Raw genomic sequence first — 22,787 nt, 5'->3', positions numbered from 1 at the left:
CAGTTTCGATCCAACAGCTTTCAAAAAGGCGGATCACGGTCAAATCGCCCCGAACACAATCAGGGGAACCCCGGATTATCGCAAATTTTCTCAAGCAGGGCAACACCTTACGTCGGAAACACGGCGTACTGCTGTAACTCGCATGCAATCCGCCAGGTTGTGGATAAGAGTTTGATAAATTACAATTCGGGGCACAGCATTTAATAACTATCCACAGAAGCTGACAAGAATAATGCCAGAGGGACACCCATCCAAATCCGCCGCATCGGCGGGGCTCGATATCGGCCAGAGCCTGTGGCAGAGCTGCGTTGACCAACTGGCCCAGGAGTTGCCCGAACAGCAATTCAACACCTGGATCAAACCCCTGACCGCCCAGGTACTGGACGACTTCTCCAAGGTCACCATTTTTGTTGCCAACCGCTTCAAACTCGACTGGGTACGCGCCCAGTACAGCGGCCGTATTGCGGCCATGCTGGAGAAGCTGTACGGCCAGCCAGTATTAGTGGAGTTAGCAATCACTCCGCGTGATGCGGCCGCCAAGGTTACTTTTGTGCAACAGGCATCCGAAATGATCCCGGTGGAAGAAAGCGCAGTGCCCGGCGAAATCGCCAGCCCCGGTCTGCCCAAGAACCGTCTCAATGGGATGCTGACCTTTGAGAACCTGGTAGAAGGCACTGCCAACCGCATGGCGCGTGCCGCAGCCATGCACGTGGCCTCCATGCCGGGGCATCTGTACAACCCGTTGTTCATCTACGGTGGCGTCGGTCTGGGCAAGACCCACCTGATGCACGCCATCGGCAACCGGCTGCTGGCCGACAAGCCCAACGCCAAAGTTCTCTACATCCATGCCGAGCAGTTTGTCTCGGATGTGGTTAAGGCCTACCAGCGCAAGACTTTTGACGAGTTCAAGGACCGCTACCACTCCCTGGATTTGCTGCTGATTGACGATGTGCAGTTCTTTGCCAACAAGGACCGTACCCAGGAAGAGTTCTTCAACGCCTTTGAGGCGCTGCTGGCCAAGAAGTCCCACATTGTGATGACCAGCGACACCTACCCCAAGGGGCTGACCGACATCCACGAACGCCTGGTATCGCGTTTCGACTCCGGGCTGACGGTGGCCATCGAGCCGCCCGAACTGGAGATGCGGGTGGCCATCCTGATCAACAAGGCGCGCATGGAGGGCTCCGACATGCCCGAGGAGGTGGCCTTCTTCGTCGCCAAGAACGTGCGCTCCAACGTGCGGGAACTGGAAGGCGCACTGCGCAAGATCCTGGCCTACTCCCGCTTCAACCAGAAAGAGATCTCCATCCAGCTGGCCCGAGAAGCCCTGCGCGACCTGCTGTCCATCCAGAACCGGCAGATTTCGGTGGAAAACATCCAGAAAACGGTGGCCGACTACTACAAGATCAAGGTCGCCGACATGTACAGCAAGAAGCGTCCGGCCAGCATTGCCCGGCCGCGCCAGATTGCCATGTACCTGGCCAAGGAGCTGACCCAGAAGAGCCTGCCCGAAATTGGCGAACTGTTTGGCGGGCGCGACCACACCACCGTGTTGCACGCCGTGCGGAAAATCGGGGGCGAACGCCAACAGATGACCGAACTCAACCAGCAGTTGCACGTGCTGGAGCAGACACTGAAAGGCTGACCGCGAATAAAACGCCAGAGCCCCCAAGTACACGATAAAAAAAAGGGAAAATGGCAGGATTTATTAGAAAAAGACCGGGGGAGGCGACTTCCGGGGGAAACGACAGTTATTTAAGAAGAGGTTGACATGATCGTATTGAAGGCAACGCAAGACAAAGTCCTATCGGTTCTGCAATCCGTAGCCGGTATTGTTGAGCGCCGCCACACGCTGCCCATCCTGGCCAACGTACTGCTGCGCAAAACGGGAACGTCACTGCAGGTGACCACCAGCGACCTTGAAATCCAGATCCGCACCACAGCCGAGCTGGGTGGCGATACGGGCAACTTCACCACCACCATTGGCGCGCGCAAGCTGATCGACATCTTGCGCACCATGCCTGCCGACCAGACCGTGTCACTGGAGTCCAGCCAGAGCAAGATCATCGTCAAGGGCGGCAAGAGCAAGTTCACCCTGCAGACCATGGCGGCAGAGGACTTCCCGCTGGTGCAGGAGTCGGCCAATTTCGGTCCCGCCTTCAGCGTGCCGCAAAAGACGCTCAAGGGCCTGCTCGACCAGGTGTCCTTTGCCATGGCCGTACACGACATCCGTTACTACCTCAACGGCATCCTGTTTGTCGCCGAAGGCAAGCAGCTCAGCCTGGTGGCTACCGACGGCCACCGCCTGGCTTTCGCCTCTGCCACACTGGACGTGGAAGTTCCCAAGCAGGAAGTGATCCTGCCGCGCAAGACCGTGGTCGAGCTACAGCGCCTGCTGAGCGACGCCGAAGGGGCCATTGAAATGCAGTTTGCGAACAACCAGGCCAAATTCATTTTTGACGGCATGGAATTCGTGACCAAGCTGGTCGAGGGCAAATTCCCCGACTACAACCGCGTCATCCCCAAGAACCACAAGAACAGCATCACGCTGGGCCGCGACGCCCTGCTCAAGACGCTGCAGCGCACCGCCATCCTGACCAGTGACAAATTCAAGGGCGTGCGCCTGAACATCGATCCCGGCAGCCTGCGCGTGGCATCCAACAATGCCGAGCAGGAAGAGGCCGTGGACGAGCTCGACATCGACTACAGCGGTGACAGCATCGAAATCGGGTTCAACGTCACCTACCTGATCGACGCGCTTGCCAACATGAGCCAGGAAATGGTGAAGCTGGAATTGTCCGACGGCAACAGCTCGGCACTCTTCACCATCCCCGACAACGCCACGTTCAAATACGTGGTGATGCCGATGCGAATTTAAGGCTGCCAGACCGCCGCGCTGCATGACGCAAACCCCCGACCTTCGGGGGTTTGGTCATTCCAGAGATTGATATTTTTTGCGAATTTGTGAGAGAAGTTAGCCATGACCGAAGACAACAAACCCAGTCTGTCCGCTGAAACCAGCGGCGAAGCCGTGCATACCGGCGAGGGCAGTGCGGACAGCTCCAACTTCCAGCCCACCATCGACACCAACCAGGCCGGCGCGACCGAAGCCTATGGCGAAGGGTCCATCCAGATTCTCGAAGGCCTGGAAGCCGTGCGCAAACGCCCCGGCATGTACATCGGCGACACCTCCGACGGCACCGGCCTGCACCACCTGGTATTCGAGGTGGTGGACAACTCCATCGACGAGTCGCTGGCCGGCCACTGTGACGACATCCTGGTCACCATCCACTCCGACAACTCCATCAGCGTGGTCGACAACGGCCGCGGCATCCCCACCGGCGTGAAGATGGACGACAAGCACGAGCCCAAGCGCTCGGCGGCCGAGATTGCGCTCACCGAACTACACGCCGGCGGCAAATTCAACCAGAACAGCTACAAGGTTTCCGGCGGCCTGCACGGCGTGGGTGTGAGCTGCGTGAACGCACTGTCCAAGATGCTGCGCCTGACCATCCGCCGCGACGGCAAGGTGCACATGATGGAGTTCAGCCAGGGCTTCGTGCAGAATCGCATCATTGAGAAGGTGGACGGCGTCGAGGTTTCCCCCATGAAGGTGATCGGTGAAACCGAGCGCCGCGGCACCGAAGTGCACTTCCTGCCCGATACCGAGATCTTCAAGGAAAACAACGATTTCCACTACGAAATCCTGAGCAAACGCCTGCGCGAACTCAGTTTCCTGAACAACGGCGTGCGCATCCGCCTGAAGGACGAACGCAGCGGCAAGGAAGACGACTTCGCCGGGGCCGGTGGCGTGCAGGGTTTTGTGAACTTCATCAACAAGGGCAAGACCGTTCTGCACCCCAACGTGTTCCACGCCATGGGTGACCGCCAAAGCGACCAGGGCACCAACATCGGCGTGGAAGTGGCCATGCAGTGGAACAGCGGCTACAACGAGCAGGTCCTCTGTTTCACCAACAACATTCCCCAGCGTGACGGCGGCACCCACCTGACCGGCCTGCGCGCGGCCATGACCCGCGTCATCAACAAGTACATCGACGAATCCGAGCTGGCGAAGAAAGCCAAGGTCGAGGTCAGCGGCGACGACATGCGTGAAGGCCTGACCTGCGTGCTCAGCGTAAAGGTGCCCGAGCCCAAGTTCAGCAGCCAGACCAAGGACAAGCTGGTGTCCAGCGAAGTGCGCGGCCCGGTGGAAGACATCGTGAGCAAACTGCTGGCCGACTACCTGCAGGAGCGCCCCAACGACGCCAAGATCATCGTCGGCAAGATCATCGAAGCCGCCCGTGCCCGCGAAGCCGCGCGCAAGGCCCGCGACATGACGCGCCGCAAGGGCGTGCTCGACGGCATGGGCCTGCCCGGCAAGCTGGCCGACTGCCAGGAGAAGGACCCAGCCGGTTGCGAAATCTACATCGTCGAGGGTGACTCCGCCGGCGGCTCCGCCAAGCAGGGCCGCGACCGCAAGTTCCAGGCCATCCTGCCCCTGCGCGGCAAGATCCTGAACGTGGAAAAGGCGCGCTACGAAAAACTGCTGACCAGCAACGAAATCCTGACGCTGATCACCGCCCTGGGCACCGGCATCGGCAAGGCCGGCGGCAGCACCGGCAACGACGACTTCAACGTCGCCAAGCTGCGCTACCACCGCATCATCATCATGACCGATGCCGACGTGGACGGCGCCCACATCCGCACCCTGCTGCTGACCTTCTTCTACCGCCAGATGCCCGAGCTGGTGGAGCGCGGCCACATCTACATTGCGCAGCCTCCGCTGTACAAGGTCAAGGCCGGCAAGGAAGAGTTGTACCTGAAAGACGCACCGGCACTGGACGCTTTCCTGATGCGCATCGCGCTGGTCAACGCGTCGGTGTTCACCGGCGGCCCCAACGGCACCACCATTGCCGGCGACACCCTGGCCGAATTGGCACGCAAGCACCAGGTCGCGCAAAGCGTGATCGCCCGCCTGACGAACTTCATGGATGCCGAAGCCCTGCGCTCCGTCGCCGATGGCGTTGCGCTGAACCTGGACACGGTAGCCGACGCCGAAGCCTCGGCCGCGGCCCTGCAAGCCAAGCTGCCCGATGCCGAAGTGGCTGGCGAGTTTGACGTGCGCACCGACAAGCCGATTTTGCGCATCAGCCGCCGCCACCACGGCAACGTCAAGAGCAGCGTGCTCACCCAAGACTTTGTGCACGGCACCGACTACGCCGCACTGGCCGAGGCGGCCAACACCTTCCGGGGTCTGCTCGGCGAAGGCGCCCGCGTCATGCGCGGCGAAGGCGAGCGCGCCAAGGAAGAGAAAGTGGCGGATTTCCGCGAAGCCATGGCCTGGCTGATTGCCCAGGCCGAGCACTCCACCAGCCGCCAGCGCTACAAAGGTCTGGGCGAGATGAACCCCGAGCAACTGTGGGAAACCACCATGGACCCCGCTGTGCGCCGCCTGCTGCGCGTGCAGATCGACGATGCCATCGAAGCCGACCGCGTGTTCACCATGCTCATGGGCGATGAGGTAGAGCCGCGCCGCGATTTCATCGAAACCAACGCACTGCGCGCCGGCAACATCGACGTTTGAGCGTGTAGGTTCTCAGAAAGATTGCAAATTTTCTCAAATCATGCAAATTGCCGCTTCTTGCAATAGTTGCAAACTCCCTTGGTACTTACGTATTCCGATCTGCGTGTAAAAGCGGGCTAACGCTCAGTACATGCCTTTTGACGTGGTCCACCTAACTCACGTCTTGTGGATCATTAGTTTCATACCCTCAAGGCTTCGCCTCACCTGATGACGTTGAGGTCGGAGTGGCATATGTCCGCTTGATGAACTCGGCCACCTTGTCGATCTCTGGAAAGATCGACGCTTGCGTGAGCCCCAGCGACTCCAACTGTTTTCGGATGAAGACCTTCTTGCCTGGCTCGACGAGCAATCGCTTCGCTGCCGCCGCCGCAAGAAAGCCGGCCGGAACCGTCGCCGGCTCAGTCTTTCGCCCATTCATGCCGAAGAGGAGAAACGCGCCGTCCTGTTTGATGACGCGGGCGTTGTCGAGCTTGGGCTTGACGCACACCACAGACTCCAAATGATGTCGGAGGATAAATGGCTCGAAGTAAGGCTTCTCCCTCTTCACCTCATGCAGCAGGTAGTGGATTTGCGGGATCTCGTTGAACTCCAAACGCTCGAGATCTTCTTCAGGTAGCTCGAAGCTCGAAGGCCGCCTGCTGATGTTGGCGATGACGCTCACCGTATCGCTGTCGAAGTATTTGATCTCGGCGGTGGGAATGCGGAATACAACAACCTCGCCGCTCTCGCGTTGCGGTCCCTCGTGCTCACAGGCGAAATAGAGGGCGACCAAGGGATTGGCGGTGATATCGAGCAGGCGGGTCGGCAGCGAATAGTGCTGCATCTTCACCAGAGCTTGGAATGTTGATTCCTGGCCGGAGAAGTCATTGGGACAGCGGAGCACTAACTCCTTGAAGAGCACATCCTCGTTTGCGATCCAGCCGGGGTCGCGGTAGATACTCGGTACAAGGCGATGGCTGAACCGTGAGTGTCCTCGAAAAAAATACGTGAAGCTCTTCTCCGGCTCGAAGCGTTCCATCTCAGTCAAGAACGTCCGAACGCTCCCGACACGGATCGAACCTTCTGGCTCCACTTGAACTCGCTCCTTCCGCTCGGCCATAGTCGATACCCTTGGTTGTTATGTTGGAAAGAGATCTCGCACACGCGCGAACGGCAAGCCGGTCTCGGCGGCGCGGCGCACCTTGCTTTCGAGGACATGGTTGAGCGGCAGCTCGCGGCTCAACGTGTCGAAGAGGTCGAGACCATCCATGCAGATGACACGCTTGCCCCGGCCGAAGGCGGCGAGGCCGTCCTCGGTGAAGCCGCTGTTGCTAACGAACAGGCCCCGCGTCCACGCGGCCTTCTGTTCAAGCTTGCCGTGGAATGTGTGCAGGTCCGCCACACCCGTCTGAGCCGCTTGCCACTTGGCCTCGATCAAATAGGTCTCGCCTTGGAGCACAAAACTCCCATCGATCTGTTCACCTTTGAGCCGAAACGGTTCGCGGGCTTGCAGCCCGAAGACATTGAAGAGCTCGCGCAGCAGCGTCTCGAAGGCATAGCCCCGCGCCTGCGGCGCAAGTTGGGCGAACGCGATGAGGTCAGTGCGCAAGGCAAGCAGCTTGGGACGGTCATACGCGGCTTTGGGAGATTGCCCGGCAGACGGGGCATCGGGTTTGCCTTCAAGGCGATTGATCAGCGACAGAAGCCGGCCTTGCGCGTTCTCGACCTCCTCCGCCTTCCCGTCGCGCATCCTGATGGCTTCACGGTATTCCCATAGGGCCTTGAGCGTCTTGACCACGGTCTGGATTTCGACCTTTTGGAGGAAGCAGCGCAGCCGCTTTCCCTTGGAGCCACCTTGCTCGGCATACACGGGATCGTCGATGTCAACGTTGAGCTCCTCTGCGAAGAACCGAGACATAGTCCGGTCGGAGAAATTCAGGACATAGCCGCCGCCCATATCAAAGAGCTGGTCGAGAAACAGCATATCGATGGAGCGGATGTTCGGCATAGCTCGCTACATTAGTTTGATACAGGGACGATTGCGCAGGCGCGATGATCGTAACGATGGCGCACGATCGAGCCGTCGAGAATCATTGGGATGGCCTGCTCAATGACGGGAAGCGGCAGCAGGAACCACTCGCGGGGCCGGAATGGCTTGCCAAAGCGATCCATGATCTCAATGTCCAAGCGCGCCTCCGCGAAGAGGCGATGCAGGATGTTCTCGAACTTGTTGGCATTGAGGTTAATCGCTTCATAGGAGCGCACGGGACGCGCCGGAGCCATCAGGAAAGTCGGATCGTCTGCTGCGCCGCGAATGCGGTCTTCCAGCGTCCCTGTGGTGAAACCAATCTTGAAGAGCTGGCCATCAAGGCGAGAGATGTCGGGAAGTGACGAGAGGCTGCGCACAACGTAAATGCATCCAGTGACACGATCCATCTGGGAGGCCACGCTCACCAGCTCAGTGGCGGACGGGCCAAAGAGCGGGCCGGCATGCGGGTCCGAAAGCCTGCGGCCGTTGGGGTCCTTGTAAAGCTCCGTGGCCAGCGAACGCAGAAGATTTTGGCCCTCGGTGCCATTCTCGAATATCAGACGCAATCGTGCGTTGCGCTTGCCGTTGCGGATGTGGGGGTCGCGCACTTCGGCGACGTAGACGGTGACACCGTTGAGGATGAAAAAACCGCCAGCCTCGATCTCCTGCTCGTTGGCGAACTTCATGCTCTTTCGCTCGCCGCTTGCAAGCTCCGCAGCGGCCTTGTCGAACAGTGGCTTGAAATTCTCGAAATCGGCACATGGCACACGTTCGGAGACCATATCCGGCTTGGCCGCCGGTGATTTGGCGATGCGCATTTCGAAGATGGACTCGTTGGGGTCCACTAAAAGATCGTCATCGGAGTCCAGCAGTTCGTCGAGGCTCGCTGGCGCTGACGGCGCTGACGCTGCCAACATGCCATTGCGGTCATGGGGGCGCAGCGCCTCAACGAGCGCGGGATTGTCCGAGTAGGCCCTCATGCGAGACTGCAAAGCTCGCTCGGACACGCCGATTTTTCTATCGTTAGGCCCCTGCCCAGGCGCGAAGCCCATGCGATCGAAAAAGACGTTGATCTCCTCGAAGGCTTGTACGATCCGGGCATCCTCCGTCATGGTCGTCGATGCGCGCGGCTTGACGTCGAGCAGGCCCGAGTCGTCCTCCTCGGCGAGGAGTTCAGCGAGCGTCTTCTTGGTCGCCATCAGGACTCCCGGCCGGCCATCTTCTTGCGCTTGGCTTCGCGCAGCCATGCCAAGGCCTCGCCCATGCGCCGCTCGAGCGGGTTGGGGCTTGTCAGGCTGGGCTCGTGACCACGCTCAGCATTGAATGCCTTGATGCGCGGATACAGAGCGACGGCCTCCTCTTCGGACATGGCCACCTTCGTCAAGGCGATGGCGCCATGGATGGTTTTTAGCACGTCGGCCGTCACGGACTTGGACATGATCTCGTAGGCGCGTTGGAACGGATTAATGCTGTCGATGAGGTCGATTGTGAGCTCGTCGATGTTAATCAGCTTCTCCGCCATGCGCAGGAATTTGGTGTCGCCTCGCCCATCTTGCTCGACACTGATCTGTGGGCTCTTGAACGCGCCGCCAGCGACGACGGCCTGCCGAATCTCCTCGATCTCCTCGTCGGTCAGGTCGGGATACTTCGTGGCGATGACCTTGGGAATGAATACTTGACTAACCACCTCCGGGGCGTAGTCCTCCGGGCTCATGCTGGCGCGCAGGATCGTCTCATCTTGGAAGATCGCCGCCGTGAGATCTGCGATGTCGGTCTCGATGATCTGGCGCGAACGCGCCGTGGATGGCTCCGCGAAGCCCCTGATGGCGATGACCGTGTCTTCGCCCGTGTATTCGATGCTCGATTCGCGACGGGTTCCGTCGAGCTCGTCGGCGTCCGGCTTGGTCTTGAACTTGAAGTTCGGCGCCAAGACCTGCTCCATTAGCAGCGAGCACGCGATCGCTTTGAGCATGTTGTTGACCGCATCCACCACGCGATCTTCGGTGGCGTCTGGCTCGGCGATGAGGTTGGTGAACTGAGCGTGGCTCTTGCCGGGAGCGTCCCGCGTGGCCCGCCCGATGATCTGAATCACCTCGGTCAATGATCCCCGATAGCCAACCGTCAGGGCGTGCTCGCACCAAATCCAATCAAAGCCCTCCTTGGCCATGCCCAAGGCGATGATGATGTCCACGTCATCGCGACCCTTAATGTCGCGCAAGGCAGTCATCACCGTCTCGCGGTCTGGCCCGTCGTCCACGAGGTCGGCCACCTTGATCACCACGCCGTCGGCTCGCTGCACTCGGTAGAAGCCGGTTTGTGGGTCCTTGCCCAAAACCGTGCCCAAGTGATCGAGGATGCGATCAACCTCGTTATATTTGTCGGTCGTGGACTCCGTAGAGCGCACGCTGGGGATATGCAGAATGGTCTTGAGTGTGGGATCGAGGATTTCCTTGATCGCCTCGACGTAGCGACCACGGTAGAAGTGGTAGCCGATGCCGAGCGTCTTTAAGTCCTTGTAGCCGTTGAGCTGCTCGTAGTAGGTGTAGGTCACGCGGTTGAAACGGGCTTCATCCTCAGGTCGCAGCACCGGAGCGGCATCGCCGCGAAAGAAAGAGCCCGTCATGGCCACCAAGTGGACGCGGCCACGATCCATGAGCCCGCGTACGAGCTCACCGAGCCGGCTGTTTTCATCGGATGAGGCATGGTGGAACTCGTCGATCGCCACCAAGCACTCGTCAAACGCCTGCGTTCCGAGCTGCTCATACGCGAAGCGCAGCGTGGCATGCGTGCAGACCATGATCCGATCGGCCGAATCCATGAAATCAGCAAAGGCTTTCGTTTTCTGAGCGCCACCTGCATCGGTCAAGTTCCACTGCGGATCCACTTTCCAGTCGGCGAAGAAGCCGCCTTCCGTGAGAGCGGTCGAGCGGAAAGAGGAGCCGATCGAACGCTCGGGCACGGCGACAATCGCCTTCTTGATTCCTTGATTGAGAAGCTTGTCGAGGGCGATGAACATGAGCGCTCGCGATTTGCCCGACGCTGGCGGCGCCTTGACCAACAAGAACTGCGAATTGCGTTCGCCAAACGCGCGCGACTGCATGGCCCGCATGCCCAGCTTGTCAATGCTCTGGCTGGCCCCCGTTTGGGCGTATGTCACCTTCACGAAATCAGTCATTACTTTCTCCCTTTGAAGGCCAGGTCGCGATTGCCCCCGGCCTTGGCCTTCTTCTTCATCGCCGCATACTGTTTGAACAGGTGTTCCAGACGCTCGGTGTCGGTCTTGAAGGGCCGGCCGATGCAAATCCGCTCCAAGGACTCATCGAGGGCTCGATGCGCCTGCAAGATGTTGTCGGGCATGGTCTCAGGGTCATAGAGCCACGCAATGGTTTTCCCCGGATGAGCCTCGCGAGCGGCGATGATCGTCCACGCGTGGTCTTCGAGCTCTTGGCGCTGCTCCTCAGATAGCACAGGCACCGGGAAGGTGTGATACCCCATCGTGTTCGAGTAGCGGATTCGAGTTTCGAGCTGACCGCATACCGTTGAGACCCAAACCGCGTGCAACCTAGTGGACAGGATAGCCATCACATGGGGCGGCGCGTCGTAGATGGCGTAGCAGGCGTTGCTGACCACTGAGGTTTCGCCCTCGCAGAAACCAATGGTGAAGTATTCGCGGTCTTCCGAGAAGTGGATTGGCACCAAAACGGCGTCGCTGCCAAAGTTTTGAATTTGTCGGAAGCGGTGCGGCCATGCCGCGTATTCCCTTGTGCTGTCGGCTGTGCTTTCAGAACGAAACTTCGCGACCGCATCTATGCGAGCTTTGATCGGCGGGATGGACTCTGCGAAACCGCGTTGATCATCGGAAATCCAAAGGCACCAGCGCTCGATGCCCTTGATGAATTCTTGCGAGCCGTAGTAGCGCCGCACAAGCTTGGATGCCTCCGGGTAGTTCATGACGAGCTCGGCCCTCTCTTCGGGCGACAAGATGAGCTGCCCATCGTCGGTTGGCTTGTTGCCCCAATCCATCTTCGGCAAGCCGTTGACTGGAAACGCCTCTTTGCTGACGATGATGTCGTCCATTTCGAGCAGGTAGGGGCCAATGTTCTTAACGGTTCGGGCCAAGTCGCCCGAATAGAGCGTCTTACGGCCAGGTCCACGCCTTCTGATGCCCACGATCACACAAGTGACGCCAGCGACATGCGCGGCGTTGTTGCGCCACTTGAACGATTGATGAGCGAAGCCGATCTCGGCGTTTCGCTGATAGATCAACGGCCAAAGCATCTCGACCTGCTCGCCTTGGCAGATTGAATTGGTTGCCACAAACGCAGCTTGGGACTCCACCGTCGCACCGTAGTCGGCGGCCTTGAGATACCAGGCAGCCACGTAGTCGAGATTTTTGTATGTCTTGGACACTGGCGCGAATATCCGGTCCATGTCTGATTTTTGCGCTTCGTCCTGATTGGAGCTACCAAGATAAGGCGGGTTGCCGACGACGAAGGTCTCCGCCCCTTCTTTGGGCGGGCACACTTTGAGCCAGTTCGCGCGCAGGGCGTTGGCGTGGACGATGTTGCCGCTGTCGCGCAGCGGCAGCGCGGGTGGGGCAGTTCCGAATTCGGCCTTGAACTGCTCGTTCATCTGGTATTCAGCGATCCACAGCGACAGCTTGGCGGTCTCGGCGGCGAAGTCCGCCAGCTCGATGCCGAAGAACTGCGAGAGGTGGACGCCAGTCATCGGCAATGACGGCTGTCCGATCTCGCGCTGACGTTCGAAGATTCGGTTTTCGAGCTTTCGCAGCTCGCGGTAGGCAATGATCAGGAAGTTTCCCGAACCGCACGCAGGGTCGAAGACGCGGATGTTTTGGATGCGCCGCAGCAGCTTGACGAGCTTGGCATCGCTGTCCCGCGACGCTTCGAACTCCTCCTCAAGCGGCAGGAGGAACAACGGCTGCAAGACCTTCATGATGTTGGGCACTGACGTGTAGTGCATGCCCATGTCGCCGCGCATGCCCGGCTCGACAACCGCCTGAATCATCGAACCGAAAATGTCGGGATTAATGTGGCTCCACGCCAGCTCGCCGCACTCGCGCAACAGACGGCGCGCGCGCTTGCTGAATGTCGGGATCAGCGTCTTGTCGCGAAATAGTCCTCCGTTGACGTACGGGAAGCGTTTGGCGAACTCGGGCATGCCTACTCGGTCGCTTCCGTCTGCGTTCATGGCTGCGAAAAGCGTTCCGAGAACGTGCGCCAAGTCTGATCCGTCCTCTTGCGAGACGTTCATCAGCGTAGACGTGAACAAACCCTTGTCGAAAATGGATGTGCCTTCCGCGAAGAAGCAAAACAGCATCCGCGTCATGAAGATGTTGAGGTCGTGGGTCCGGTCGGCCCCGATCCAGTCGGGGTTGGCCTCCAAGATCGCGTCATAGAGCTTGGCAAGCCGCGCGGTCGCCTTGATGTCGGCGGGGTTCTCATCCACCCCTTCATAGCGCTCGATGTTAGCCAGTGGAAGGAAGAAATCGAATGAGTCGTTGAGCTTGGCGAACTCCGTGTCAATGTTCAGGTCGGACTTGGTGTCGCGGGCGTAGAACTCGACACCATCGGTGGCGATTAGGAAGCGCGGCGCCTGCTTGCCAGGATCGACCGACATGGCGTCGATCATCGCTGCGGCCGTCCCCTTGTTCGTCGGCTGGAACCAGAGCTTCTTCTTCCAAATGACCTCACCGCTTTGCAGCAAGTTGCCCGCTTGGCTCTGTCGCAGTTTGGTGATGGTCGCCTTTGGAGCGTCATAAATGCGCAAGAACTCGAAGGCAAAGCTTTGAGGATCGAAAGGCTTTTCGACGAGCTCGCGCAATTCAGATTCGATTTCAGCGATGTTCATTGATTCTCGGTCTCGTTTTCTTCGAGTTATATGTAGTAGCGGAACGGCAGAGGTGGAAGCTCGTTCTTGCGAGGCGCCGCCGTCAATATTTCGCCCACGGCGTCGGCGAAGCGCAGCGTCACCGGGACGCCATCTCCAAAGATGCACGCGTTGTAGTTGAGCTTGGTCAGGGCAAGCACGTCGGCCATGACTTGCTTGATGTCCGCGACCCCTCGGCATATCTCGATCGAGAGCGGATTGGGCACCTCGCGGCCAGCATAAGTCTGCAACCTCGGCACGAAGCCCTTGGTCCACAGATACGCCATCCACTGCGACTTCACCCAACCCACGCCACGGGCGATGTTCATCGTGCCGTGGCGGTAGAGCTTCATCCCGGCGTCCTGGCGGATGCGCACGCACACCACATTGGTCTCGGGCGGCACGGTCTCCTTAAAGCCCTCCCACTCTTCGGCCGAGAAGCGCGTCTTGCCGTGGATGAAGAGCTCCTTGGGGGCGAGGCCTCCGTGGTTCTTGCGATACGCGTCCACGACCATCGCCATCAGGGACTTGGCCTTCTCCTTGGGGAGGTGGAAGTCGTCCTTGGTCGAGGTGAGCCATGGGCCGACCGCGCCGCGAAACACCACTCCGTCGCCGGAGTCGAGGAACATCTGAGCGCCGCAGCAGGCATTGCCCGGCTCGGCCGACGACGAATCCTTCTTGAAGACAATGCCGACATAGCAGACGCCGGGGCGCGAAGCCGCGAGCTGCCAAGGCTTGCCGCCAGCCTTGAAGAAGCATGTCGTGGCGAGGTTCCACGCCAGCGTGGCGGGGTCTTGAAGGCCCCGGCCCGGCATGCCGTTGTCGCGGACGAACTCCTCGGGCGCGAGCGTGGTCTCGCGGACCACTTGCACCGCCGCCTTGTGCTCCAACAGCCGCGCCTTGAGTTGGTTGTGGAAGTCGAGTTCGTAAAGGTAAATCTCGGCCGACACGTTGTCTTCATCGAAAAGGCCCGGGGCCTTGAGCAGACGGGTCGCCGCCGCCTTATCCATCAACACGCCGGAGCGCTGCTTCTGGCTGGCCTCAACCTTGGACTGCGGGCGGCAATACTTGTGGACCTCCTCGGGCACCACGGCCATCCACAGGTCGATGGTCGATTCGCTGCCGTCACGCAAGTGATTGGCGATGGCATCGGAATATAGCGAGACGGCCTTGTGGATCGCTTGATGACGGTCGGAGATGCGGATCGCGTTGGCGAGCTCGGAAGCATCGATTTCCAGCCATGTCGCGGGCTGAGCGGGCCACTCCACGCCGAACAGGGCTTGGAAGCCCGGAAACAGGGTGTGGTTTGGGTTGTCGGCGAGCGCCGGGGCGATGGGCTTGGCCAAGCGGGCGACGCACGCCGAATACCTGCGCAGGCCCTCCTTGGTGGAGACCACGCCGATGCGCAGCTTCGATCCCGCCTGCGGGCTCTCCTTGGGGCCATAAAGCAGCAAGCCGTCCTTGGGATGCTCCATGGACTGCCCATAGCCGAACAGCAGCTCGGGCTCGGCGATCTCGATCAGATTGAGTTCGAGGCTCATGCCTAAACCTCCTCGTCGTCAAAGTCATCGATCTCGCCCAAATCGTCGTCGGGCTCATCGACGGGATCGTCATCGATTGATGGCGCCAAGTCGGAAAGGCCCATTGGCGAGCTGAAAATGATCGGCGTGGCGGACACGACAACCTCGCGCCGGGAACCCACCGGCAGCTTGATCTCCGCTTGGCCATCTGCGACCAAGGCGAGGAAGGCCCGCAGGAAACCACGCCAACGATCATTCCACCAACTGCGGCAAAAACTCATGCGCAGGCGGTGCGCCTTTGCCGGCACGTCGAACGGCTTGCCTTCGTCATCGGTGAAGACGATGGTGGAGCGCAGTTCGATCCGCCACGGCTCGTCGAACTGGGGCACCATGCCAACGGCGTAGCACCAATTGGCCTTCTTCTTCTCGCTGCGGCCGTTGAGTCCTTTGCGGCGCTTCCGACCATCGACGTCAATGAATACGACCTTCTCGCCGCGCCCCTTGGTGAGCTCCGGCGTGACGTAGAAGACCTTGCGCCCACCCGCCTGCTCGAAGACGCCGAAGCCCTTGGCCTCCATCGCGAGCTCCCATGCCTGCCGCACGAGATTGGCAACGCGCTTGCGGGCCTCACGCGCATCGACGTACTTGTCGCCGATGGTGGCACCGCTCTGAATGAACATGGTCGAGTCCACGCCAGTGGAGGCTTTGAGCATGACCGACTTCGACATCAGAGAAACGAGATCGAGCGCCTTGGCAAATCCAACGATGCGATCCTCGTGCTCGAACCACGGCATGCGCCGGTTGATGTCGGTAACCTTGATCTCGCGCTCGCTTCCCAAGATGCGGGCGGTCTCGATCGGCGGCAGCGTGACGACGCTGAGCCATGTCGAGTCCAACGACTCCTTGGTCTCGGTGCGTAGGATCGCGCCTTCCTTCATCTCGGCGAGCCAGTGCCTGGCGGAGCGTGGATCGGGAGCCGAGACCTTGGGCGCATTGGCGTCGGTCAGGGTGTCGAGCAGCGCAGCCAAGCCCGCGTGCCAGCCGTTGGCGAAGTCGATCACGTTCTTGCGATGAATGCCGATGGGCAGCAGCGAGAAATCGTATTTGTCCAAGCGCAGCGGGATCACAAATCCCGGCAAGGACTTCTCGACGGTCTGGGCAACCGCCCATTCATCCTTGACGCCCTGCTTGTCCACTGCGACCGTGGACACCACGGCCAAGAAGCGGAAGGACTCGTTGCGGATTGCGCCTTCGATCTTGTCCCAGAATTGGTCGCCGCCCTTGAGCCGGCCGAGGTCGTGCCAGACGGAGTAGCCCGCGAGTTCCAAGCGGGCGCCGAGCCAGCGGACGAATCCGTTGTCTTCAGGCGTTGCATGGCTAATGAAAATAGATTCTCGGCTCACGTTCTTCCTCTCGCTGCAACGCACGCGTCGCAATGGCGGACCTGACCGCCCTTGGAAACCGAACAAGTGGTTCTATGCGCCCGGTAGAAATCTAGAGTGCAGCGCACCTTTTGAGAATCCAATCCAACCTTTACACCAACACATTTGTGACTCAATAGCTGGTTGTATGACACCGAACTGAATGACCGCAAGCGACGAGCTCTTGCGCTTGGTCGTTGAAGACATGGTTTTTGACTCACCTCAATTGATGAATTCATATATGCGTTGTTGGTTTTTAAAACATTAATTGCAAGCAACAAACCTCACCTTGCTTGTCTCACGCAGTTCCCTGAAACACATTCTAGGTGGGATAAGAGTTCTTTCCCGGGTACTGTGAACGTTGTGACCGACATGGGCAGACAGCCATGCTTCCCCACGCCCCTATTCAAGTTGAGCGGACGGTCAAACCATCTCAACTCAAATTGCCTGAGTCACGAGTTGAACCATTCTTGTGGCCAGGACGGAACTTTTGCGGCAAAACTCGCGCCTTTTCATCCAATTTGTTGCCATGTACAGAGACTTAGCTGGAATCAAATTGACAGTTATTGCGTTGTCATCTGTCCAAGAAATTCCGCGAATTTTTGGGATTTAGAAATCGTTGAATGATTGAGAGATGCATTAATTTCGAGTGCATGAAATGATGATCAAGACAAGAAGATCATCTCGATCTACACTGGCGAAAACTCCCTCTTCTAACTCCCTTTTCAAGCACTCCATGAGTAGCCCGGTATCTATCTATTTGCGCGACCTACGTCTGCAGGCGGGAATGACGCAGCTAGATCTGGCGCATTCAATTGGGTATGAGCAGGCATATGTTTCATCAATCGAATTAGGTATCAAAAGTCCGAGCCGTGAATTCTTGGACAAGCTGGTGATAGCGATGAATTTGAACGTCGATGATCGCCAGAAACTGGAGCTTGCTCTAAAGGCATCCAGGCGTCGGTTTGTGCTTCCGCCAGAATCATCAACCAATACTTACAGGTTCTGCAACGACCTGTGGGACAGGCTAGAACGGCTACACCCCGCATTGCTAGATGCCATGCACGTGATGCTCAATGTTGAGGATCAGGTTGCGGAACGCCCACGCTATCAGCCAACCCGCCTAAGACGGCGTAGCAAACAGGAGACTCCAATGTAGAACGGGACAAACCCTGCGGCTTGTCCCGTCTACGTGATCGCCAGAGCGATCGATACTGACCTTGAGAAATTCAGTATCGCGCAATGCGATCCCCTGGTCAAGACAATCCCCACCAATTTTCATCTCTGATCGCTTGACTCAATTCAAGCGATGGGTGTTCTAACACCCAAAAATCGGCAATTTCAAGCAACAAAACAATGGCGCGCAGGCCAGGGTTACCTACGCCTGTGTGCCCCAAGAGATAGGTGATGCACACATGAGAGTCAGAAAAGTTGTTACGCGCAGTGGCAAGCGATTCAGAGGCAAGTTTCCGTCTCTGAAGCGTAATTGCATGGTGGAGTGGGAATCTCTCCTAGAGCGGGATGCAGTCTTTCACTTTGAATATCACCCCTTTGTGGTCAGCTACCAGGAGCAACCTTCCGTCGAGATTTACTACGACAAATATGGCAAGCAGCACAAGTGCTTTCCCGATTTCAAGTTGACCTTTCAAAACGACAGCGACCTGTACGTGGAAGTTAAGCCATCACGCGATTTAGCTACCAGAGAGGTGCGCGAGCGGCTTGACGCAATTGCGAAGCGATTCGAAGAGCAAGGTCGTCGGTACCGGGTGATCGATGAAAGAGACATCCGTCGACAACCTCTGCTAAGCAATTTGAAAACGCTCCATGCGTGCAGCAAGCTCACAGCGCAAAAAATGCCTTGCGCTCAACTCTTCGAAACACTGACCGGCGGCCCCCAATGGAAGCTGTCAGATCTCTCCACTCAACTGAAGGGGATTAACAACGTAATGCGCCTGGTGCAGGCCGGCCATCTTCGCATGGACCTTGAGAGACAAATGTCGGATGACAGCGATGTGTTTTCTGCGACTGCGGAAGGAGGAGCCCATGGTTCGTTTCGCATTTAAAAAGGGTCTCCGCTTCTTGCAGAAAACACGGGCCTACACACTGCTCCGCCGCCTTGCGAACGGCAACTTCCAACTTGAGGATGACGCTGGTGAGCTATGCAACCTCACGGAAGCGGAAATACACACCCATTGGAGTACAGGCGAATGGCAAATTGATGAAGAGAGCTTAGGTCAGTCAAGCAACGCGTTCTACTTAACCGCCCCTGCTGATCTCAGAACGGTACCGGAAGGCGATCAGAAGCTCGCCATTCGACGGATGGAATACCTCAAACGGATCAATGGGCTGTTCGCCGCAGATCAAGCGACATTCGTTTCAACACCAGAAAAACTGCAACCAAAAATCAGTGCCGTTGCGTTGGAATTAGAGGATACGAATCCCCCCTCGCCTGAAACTGTGTGGCGCTGGTGGAGAAAATATTCACGCACCCAGTGCATCACCAAACTATGCCCCCAGCATCACCGCGCAGGTCGCCGCACTAATGCAACTCAGCGCAGCATCTTTGATGAAGCTGTTGCTGAGGTTTTCTTGACACCACAAAAGAGGCCAGGAAGAGCCGTCATCGATGCAGTAGAGAGAAAAGTCGCTCGCTTCAACCAATCCCCAGAAAACAAAGAGCGGGTCAGTATGCCCAGTGTGGCCAGCATTTACCGTTGGCTAGATAAGCTCTACCACCAGGTGGTTTCGAACGCCCGTGAAGGAAAAACTATTACCGCCAGGGAGCTCCGCAGTGTTATTGGCAGTGTCAATGTAAGCCAAATACTTGAGCGCATCGAGATTGACCATTCACCATGCGACATCATGGTCATCTGCAAGGAAACTCGACTGATACTGGGTCGCCCTTGGATCACTTTAGCTATCGATCGATTCAGCCGCATGGTCGTGGGCTTCTACATCAGCTTCCATGCACCATCCCAATCATCTGTTCTGTACACCTTGCGCATGATGATCATGCCCAAGGACGACATCCTTGCAAAGTTCCCGGATGTCATTGGCCCATGGCCTGCCCGTGGTCTGCCTGACACGGTGGTATCGGACAACGGTATGGAGTTGCATGGTGATACCGTAGAGTCCGTCGCTCTTGAAATGGGGATTGGCTTTCACTACTGCGGGGTGGCGGATCCAGAAATGAAAGGGGCAATTGAACGACTCATTGGGACAGTCAACCGGCAGCTAATCCATACCTTGCCAGGCACCACGTTTTCAAATATAGAACAGCGTGGTGACTACGAATCTGAGACCCACGCAGCCATTGATATTGAAGTTCTTACTCACCTCTTGGTGAAATGGATCGTCGACAAGTATCACAAGCAACCGCACAAAGGGTTAAAGGGCCGGACACCTCTTCAGGTATGGCAGGAGAGCGAAAAAAACACGCTCATCGAATTACCTGCTTTCCCCCGACAGTTGGACACGATTGTTGGCATTGACGCCTCGCGCACATTGTTTCACTACGGTTTGGAGTATGAGAATCTTTATTACAACTCCCCCCAACTCCAGACTCTCAACGAAAAATACAAGGGGAAGCTGAGGCTAAAGCTCCGTGCCTTTGAGCACGATGTTAGTTACATAGCCGTCTTTCATCCTGATCTCAAGGAGTTCATCGACGTACCTGCCATCGACCAAGAATATGCCTGCGGGATGAATCGCTATGTTCATCGACTCGTGTGTGAGGAAACGCGACGTCGGTTCACCGACGCTTGGACGCGCGCTCAACTCCTGTCTGTAAAGGAAGAAATTCAAGCCATCGTTGATGAGGCAATCCGAGCCAAGAAGACAAAGACGCGGAAAAAAGTCGCCACGCTAACACTGATCGACAGCGAGCAAGTGATTCACGGAGAGCCAGAGGCGGCGCTACATGCGGCCAGGAAATCCGTGGATCCCGCCCCCAAGCCACCTGTGCCATTGGACCCTGGACATGGCGACGATTTGCCTGCGTTCACTGTTTCAGCTCAGATGTAGGTGACCGCATGACTAGGTTAAATCCACTACATGAATTACTGAAACTCGGATTGTCTGGGGAATCTGCCTCAACATTCGCGCCCAAACTGCCCGCGTCTCTTTCGCACTTCACTTTACGCAAGCAGATCATTGAACATCCAAAGTTCACACTTGCGGTGAGGGAGATTGCAAGACTGCACGAACGGGGCAAGGCGGCCGGAGTAGCCGAAGGCATGCTACTTATCGCGCAAACAGGGAGTGGAAAGAGTACGGTACTCAAATACTACGAGAGTAGGTTTCCACGCATTCAGTCTAAAGGGGGCACACGGATACCGGTGCTGCGTGTTGATACCCCTGAGCATCCAAGCGTGAAGACGCTTGCCGAAGCTATTCTTTTTGCGATGGGTGATCTTGCAGCGGCAAAGGGAACCGCCTCTGCCAAAACAAACCGAATCATTCATTTCTTCAAAGAATGTGGCGTGGAGCTGCTGTTCATTGATGAGTTTCAACATTTCAATGATGGCCGACGCATGGCGGAATCACGGCGGGTCACCGATTGGTTAAAGAATTTAATCAATCAGGTTCAAATTCCGGTCATTCTTGCCGGACTGCCGCGCTCGATCGCGGTGGTCAATGCCAATCCGCAATTGCGACGCAGATTCGGTGCCCCACACTACATGCAGCCATTCGGCTTCGACAACCAGGATGAGCGGCTGGAGTTTCGAGGTGTTTTGAACGGCATTCAATCGCGCCTGCCTGTGCCATGCACTTCTCTATCCGAGAACAATATGGCACAGCGTTTCTACTACGCAAGTCACGGCATCTTGGATTACGTGGTCAAGATTATTGATGACGCCGTGTCGCGGCCTGGCTATGGCGAGGAATTAACGCAGGAATCTTTTGAAGCGGCGTTCAGGCGAACCGTTTGGCTGAATGCCCCCAACCACCTAAATCCCTTCTCACCAAACGCAACCCTGCGTCTGTTGAACAAAACTTTGGAGCCGTTTGATATTTTGGATGACGTGACACAGTACACGCAAGCTGAAAGCTTGGGTCGGTTTGGACGCAGTAAGACAGTAGCGAAGCGGGTGTCGGTATGAATGAGTACGCCTCTATTGGTACGCAGCTACTTATTCGCCCAACACATTTGGATGGTGAAAGCTTGCGTGGCTATATCTCACGCGTGTCGGACCGAAACGGCTCATCACCGCTTCTCAAGCCGATGCTCGAATCCCTGCAGACCGCGTCCCATGCGATTCCAGAGATCTCCGCGTTGACCGAATGCGACGACAACCTTCTTCAAGAGCACGGCTCCTATGCGCAAAGCTGTATCGTTGGGGGAGCTGGCGTTGTTTTCGGTAGTGGTGTTATCTCGACTAAACAAGTCAGGATGCAGTCTCGGAAGGTCTGCCCGCTATGCCTAAAAAAGAAGGATGGCATATCAACTTGCTGCTGGGAATTGCACGACTATGACGTATGCCATACGCATGGATGTCATTTAGTGGGTCACTGCCATAGTTGTAATCGTCCGCTCAGTTGGCTGAGCAGCTCCTTTGGCGTTTGCTCATGTGGAGTTCGATTTGCAGACATACAGACGCAAGCCGCCTCCACTAACCGCAAGCTGTTTTGCAGGCTCATTGCCGATGCGGTGTCTAAAACGGTGGCCCGATCGGACGAGCGAGAGTTCATACCGGGTGCTTTAACGCCACTCAACTGGTTTTACATCTTTCGCAATTTCATCCAATCAGTATTGCTACCGAATTTCTACGCAGAATACCTTGGGATTCGAGAGCCAAGAAGTGAGAGTGACTGCATTGGATTGCTCTTGGCAATGTTAAGTGATCAAGAGTACTGCCGTCATCTGCGTCAGGTCATTTTTCTCCACGCCGCTCAGGACCCCATGACACTGGCGCGAACACTGCGATCTGACGTTTCGGGTGAAGAGATGGTTGAATTCTTCAAACCATGCCTCAGAAAAATTTCTATTCATGAATGTCTGATGGAGATAAAGCAGGATCAAAAGCAACCGAATAACGTCGTTTCACGAAGGCGCCTCAGACCCGGGTTTGTTCCCTGGGAGCAACGGCCTGAATCGCATAATTTTGAGCTTCAGGCAAGCGCATTCCTCTCAGCCATCACCCATGCGTTCGATGACAAGCGCCAATGACACTGCTTGTTATCCCTGAGCGGGTGTCGGATGAGGGTCCACTGGGTTTCCGTTTTCGTCTCGCAGCAGCGAATCTTCTGTCCATTCGTGATCTAGAACAACTTGAGACTGGCAGTGAGATCGCGTCCGGCATTGATGATGTCTCCGTTCACATCTTTCGCACTGGTGGTACCTTCAATCCTTGGGTGTGCAGGTG

The 22,787-nt window shown here is 57.4% G+C and carries 15 protein-coding genes; 8 read left to right on the top strand and 7 right to left on the bottom strand.

Annotated features, from left to right (window positions below; all coding sequences use genetic code 11):
• Window positions 1-232 precede the first annotated feature (232 nt).
• The 3 genes from dnaA (at window position 233) to gyrB (ending at window position 5,584) form a co-directional block, all read left to right on the top strand.
• Window positions 233-1,645 (top strand): chromosomal replication initiator protein DnaA, encoded by a 1,413-nt coding sequence (dnaA, locus tag AC1Q5W_RS11540; protein WP_492644497.1) that lies wholly within the window; start codon window positions 233-235, stop codon window positions 1,643-1,645.
• 126 nt (window positions 1,646-1,771) lie between these two features.
• Window positions 1,772-2,878: a DNA polymerase III subunit beta gene (gene dnaN, locus AC1Q5W_RS11535; protein ID WP_492644498.1), complete on the top strand. Its 1,107-nt coding sequence runs from the start codon at window positions 1,772-1,774 to the stop codon at window positions 2,876-2,878.
• A 102-nt stretch (window positions 2,879-2,980) separates the two neighbouring features.
• Complete coding sequence (gene gyrB / locus AC1Q5W_RS11530; protein WP_492644499.1) at window positions 2,981-5,584, top strand: DNA topoisomerase (ATP-hydrolyzing) subunit B; 2,604 nt, start codon at window positions 2,981-2,983, stop codon at window positions 5,582-5,584.
• Between the two features lie 187 nt (window positions 5,585-5,771).
• Here gyrB and AC1Q5W_RS11525 read toward each other — a convergent pair whose 3' ends face one another.
• Genes AC1Q5W_RS11525 through AC1Q5W_RS11495 form a run of 7 tightly spaced genes read right to left on the bottom strand, consistent with a single transcriptional unit; the run spans window position 5,772 to window position 16,404 of the window.
• Window positions 5,772-6,683: an FRG domain-containing protein gene (locus AC1Q5W_RS11525; protein WP_492644500.1), complete on the bottom strand. Its 912-nt coding sequence runs from the start codon at window positions 6,681-6,683 to the stop codon at window positions 5,772-5,774.
• An 18-nt stretch (window positions 6,684-6,701) separates the two neighbouring features.
• Window positions 6,702-7,571 (bottom strand): restriction endonuclease, encoded by an 870-nt coding sequence (locus AC1Q5W_RS11520; RefSeq protein ID WP_492644501.1) that lies wholly within the window; start codon window positions 7,569-7,571, stop codon window positions 6,702-6,704.
• A gap of 11 nt (window positions 7,572-7,582) precedes the next feature.
• Window positions 7,583-8,791 (bottom strand): GIY-YIG nuclease family protein, encoded by a 1,209-nt coding sequence (locus AC1Q5W_RS11515; RefSeq protein ID WP_492644502.1) that lies wholly within the window; start codon window positions 8,789-8,791, stop codon window positions 7,583-7,585.
• Window positions 8,791-10,767 (bottom strand): DEAD/DEAH box helicase, encoded by a 1,977-nt coding sequence (locus AC1Q5W_RS11510; RefSeq protein ID WP_492644503.1) that lies wholly within the window; start codon window positions 10,765-10,767, stop codon window positions 8,791-8,793. Before AC1Q5W_RS11510 ends, AC1Q5W_RS11515 begins: the two co-directional genes overlap by 1 nt.
• Entirely contained in the window at window positions 10,767-13,463 is a 2,697-nt protein-coding gene (locus tag AC1Q5W_RS11505; protein ID WP_492644504.1) for a class I SAM-dependent DNA methyltransferase, read from the bottom strand. The genes AC1Q5W_RS11510 and AC1Q5W_RS11505 overlap by 1 nt, the downstream gene beginning before the upstream one ends.
• Before the next feature lie 26 nt (window positions 13,464-13,489).
• A complete protein-coding gene (locus tag AC1Q5W_RS11500; RefSeq protein ID WP_492644505.1) occupies window positions 13,490-15,022 on the bottom strand; it encodes an argonaute/piwi family protein in 1,533 nt (510 codons plus the stop codon).
• A gap of 2 nt (window positions 15,023-15,024) precedes the next feature.
• A complete protein-coding gene (locus AC1Q5W_RS11495) occupies window positions 15,025-16,404 on the bottom strand; it encodes a toll/interleukin-1 receptor domain-containing protein (protein WP_492644506.1) in 1,380 nt (459 codons plus the stop codon).
• Between the two features lie 754 nt (window positions 16,405-17,158).
• Between AC1Q5W_RS11495 and AC1Q5W_RS11490 the strand changes: the two genes are divergently transcribed.
• The 5 genes from AC1Q5W_RS11490 to AC1Q5W_RS11470 all read left to right on the top strand — a co-directional run bounded on the left by AC1Q5W_RS11490 (window position 17,159) and on the right by AC1Q5W_RS11470 (window position 22,591).
• A complete protein-coding gene (locus AC1Q5W_RS11490) occupies window positions 17,159-17,581 on the top strand; it encodes a helix-turn-helix transcriptional regulator (protein WP_492704179.1) in 423 nt (140 codons plus the stop codon).
• Between the two features lie 256 nt (window positions 17,582-17,837).
• The gene (locus tag AC1Q5W_RS11485; RefSeq protein WP_492644509.1) at window positions 17,838-18,485 is read left to right on the top strand and encodes a TnsA endonuclease N-terminal domain-containing protein; all 648 of its coding nucleotides are present in this window, start codon (window positions 17,838-17,840) and stop codon (window positions 18,483-18,485) included.
• Window positions 18,466-20,445: a TnsB C-terminal domain-containing protein gene (locus AC1Q5W_RS11480; RefSeq protein ID WP_492644510.1), complete on the top strand. Its 1,980-nt coding sequence runs from the start codon at window positions 18,466-18,468 to the stop codon at window positions 20,443-20,445. Before AC1Q5W_RS11485 ends, AC1Q5W_RS11480 begins: the two co-directional genes overlap by 20 nt.
• Before the next feature lie 8 nt (window positions 20,446-20,453).
• Window positions 20,454-21,524: a TniB family NTP-binding protein gene (locus AC1Q5W_RS11475; protein WP_492644511.1), complete on the top strand. Its 1,071-nt coding sequence runs from the start codon at window positions 20,454-20,456 to the stop codon at window positions 21,522-21,524.
• Window positions 21,521-22,591: a TniQ family protein gene (locus tag AC1Q5W_RS11470; RefSeq protein ID WP_492644512.1), complete on the top strand. Its 1,071-nt coding sequence runs from the start codon at window positions 21,521-21,523 to the stop codon at window positions 22,589-22,591. Before AC1Q5W_RS11475 ends, AC1Q5W_RS11470 begins: the two co-directional genes overlap by 4 nt.
• Window positions 22,592-22,787: the final 196 nt, after the last annotated feature.

The sequence above is a fragment of the Rhodoferax sp. MLSD5-FHT05B10 genome (assembly GCF_058793415.1).
The sequence above is the reverse complement of the archived record's forward strand: the minus strand, read 5'-3'. Positions and strand labels throughout refer to the sequence as shown.

Excerpts from the sequence above, each read along its gene's own strand:
- dnaA (WP_492644497.1), top strand. The coding sequence starts at position 233 with ATGCCAGAGGGACACCCATCCAAATCCGCCGCATCGGCGGGGCTCGAT.
- dnaN (WP_492644498.1), top strand. The coding sequence starts at position 1,772 with ATGATCGTATTGAAGGCAACGCAAGACAAAGTCCTATCGGTTCTGCAA.
- gyrB (WP_492644499.1), top strand. The coding sequence starts at position 2,981 with ATGACCGAAGACAACAAACCCAGTCTGTCCGCTGAAACCAGCGGCGAA.
- AC1Q5W_RS11525 (WP_492644500.1), bottom strand. The coding sequence starts at position 6,683 with ATGGCCGAGCGGAAGGAGCGAGTTCAAGTGGAGCCAGAAGGTTCGATC.
- AC1Q5W_RS11520 (WP_492644501.1), bottom strand. The coding sequence starts at position 7,571 with ATGCCGAACATCCGCTCCATCGATATGCTGTTTCTCGACCAGCTCTTT.
- AC1Q5W_RS11515 (WP_492644502.1), bottom strand. The coding sequence starts at position 8,791 with ATGGCGACCAAGAAGACGCTCGCTGAACTCCTCGCCGAGGAGGACGAC.
- AC1Q5W_RS11510 (WP_492644503.1), bottom strand. The coding sequence starts at position 10,767 with ATGACTGATTTCGTGAAGGTGACATACGCCCAAACGGGGGCCAGCCAG.
- AC1Q5W_RS11505 (WP_492644504.1), bottom strand. The coding sequence starts at position 13,463 with ATGAACATCGCTGAAATCGAATCTGAATTGCGCGAGCTCGTCGAAAAG.
- AC1Q5W_RS11500 (WP_492644505.1), bottom strand. The coding sequence starts at position 15,022 with ATGAGCCTCGAACTCAATCTGATCGAGATCGCCGAGCCCGAGCTGCTG.
- AC1Q5W_RS11490 (WP_492704179.1), top strand. The coding sequence starts at position 17,159 with ATGAGTAGCCCGGTATCTATCTATTTGCGCGACCTACGTCTGCAGGCG.
- AC1Q5W_RS11485 (WP_492644509.1), top strand. The coding sequence starts at position 17,838 with ATGAGAGTCAGAAAAGTTGTTACGCGCAGTGGCAAGCGATTCAGAGGC.
- AC1Q5W_RS11480 (WP_492644510.1), top strand. The coding sequence starts at position 18,466 with ATGGTTCGTTTCGCATTTAAAAAGGGTCTCCGCTTCTTGCAGAAAACA.
- AC1Q5W_RS11475 (WP_492644511.1), top strand. The coding sequence starts at position 20,454 with ATGACTAGGTTAAATCCACTACATGAATTACTGAAACTCGGATTGTCT.
- AC1Q5W_RS11470 (WP_492644512.1), top strand. The coding sequence starts at position 21,521 with ATGAATGAGTACGCCTCTATTGGTACGCAGCTACTTATTCGCCCAACA.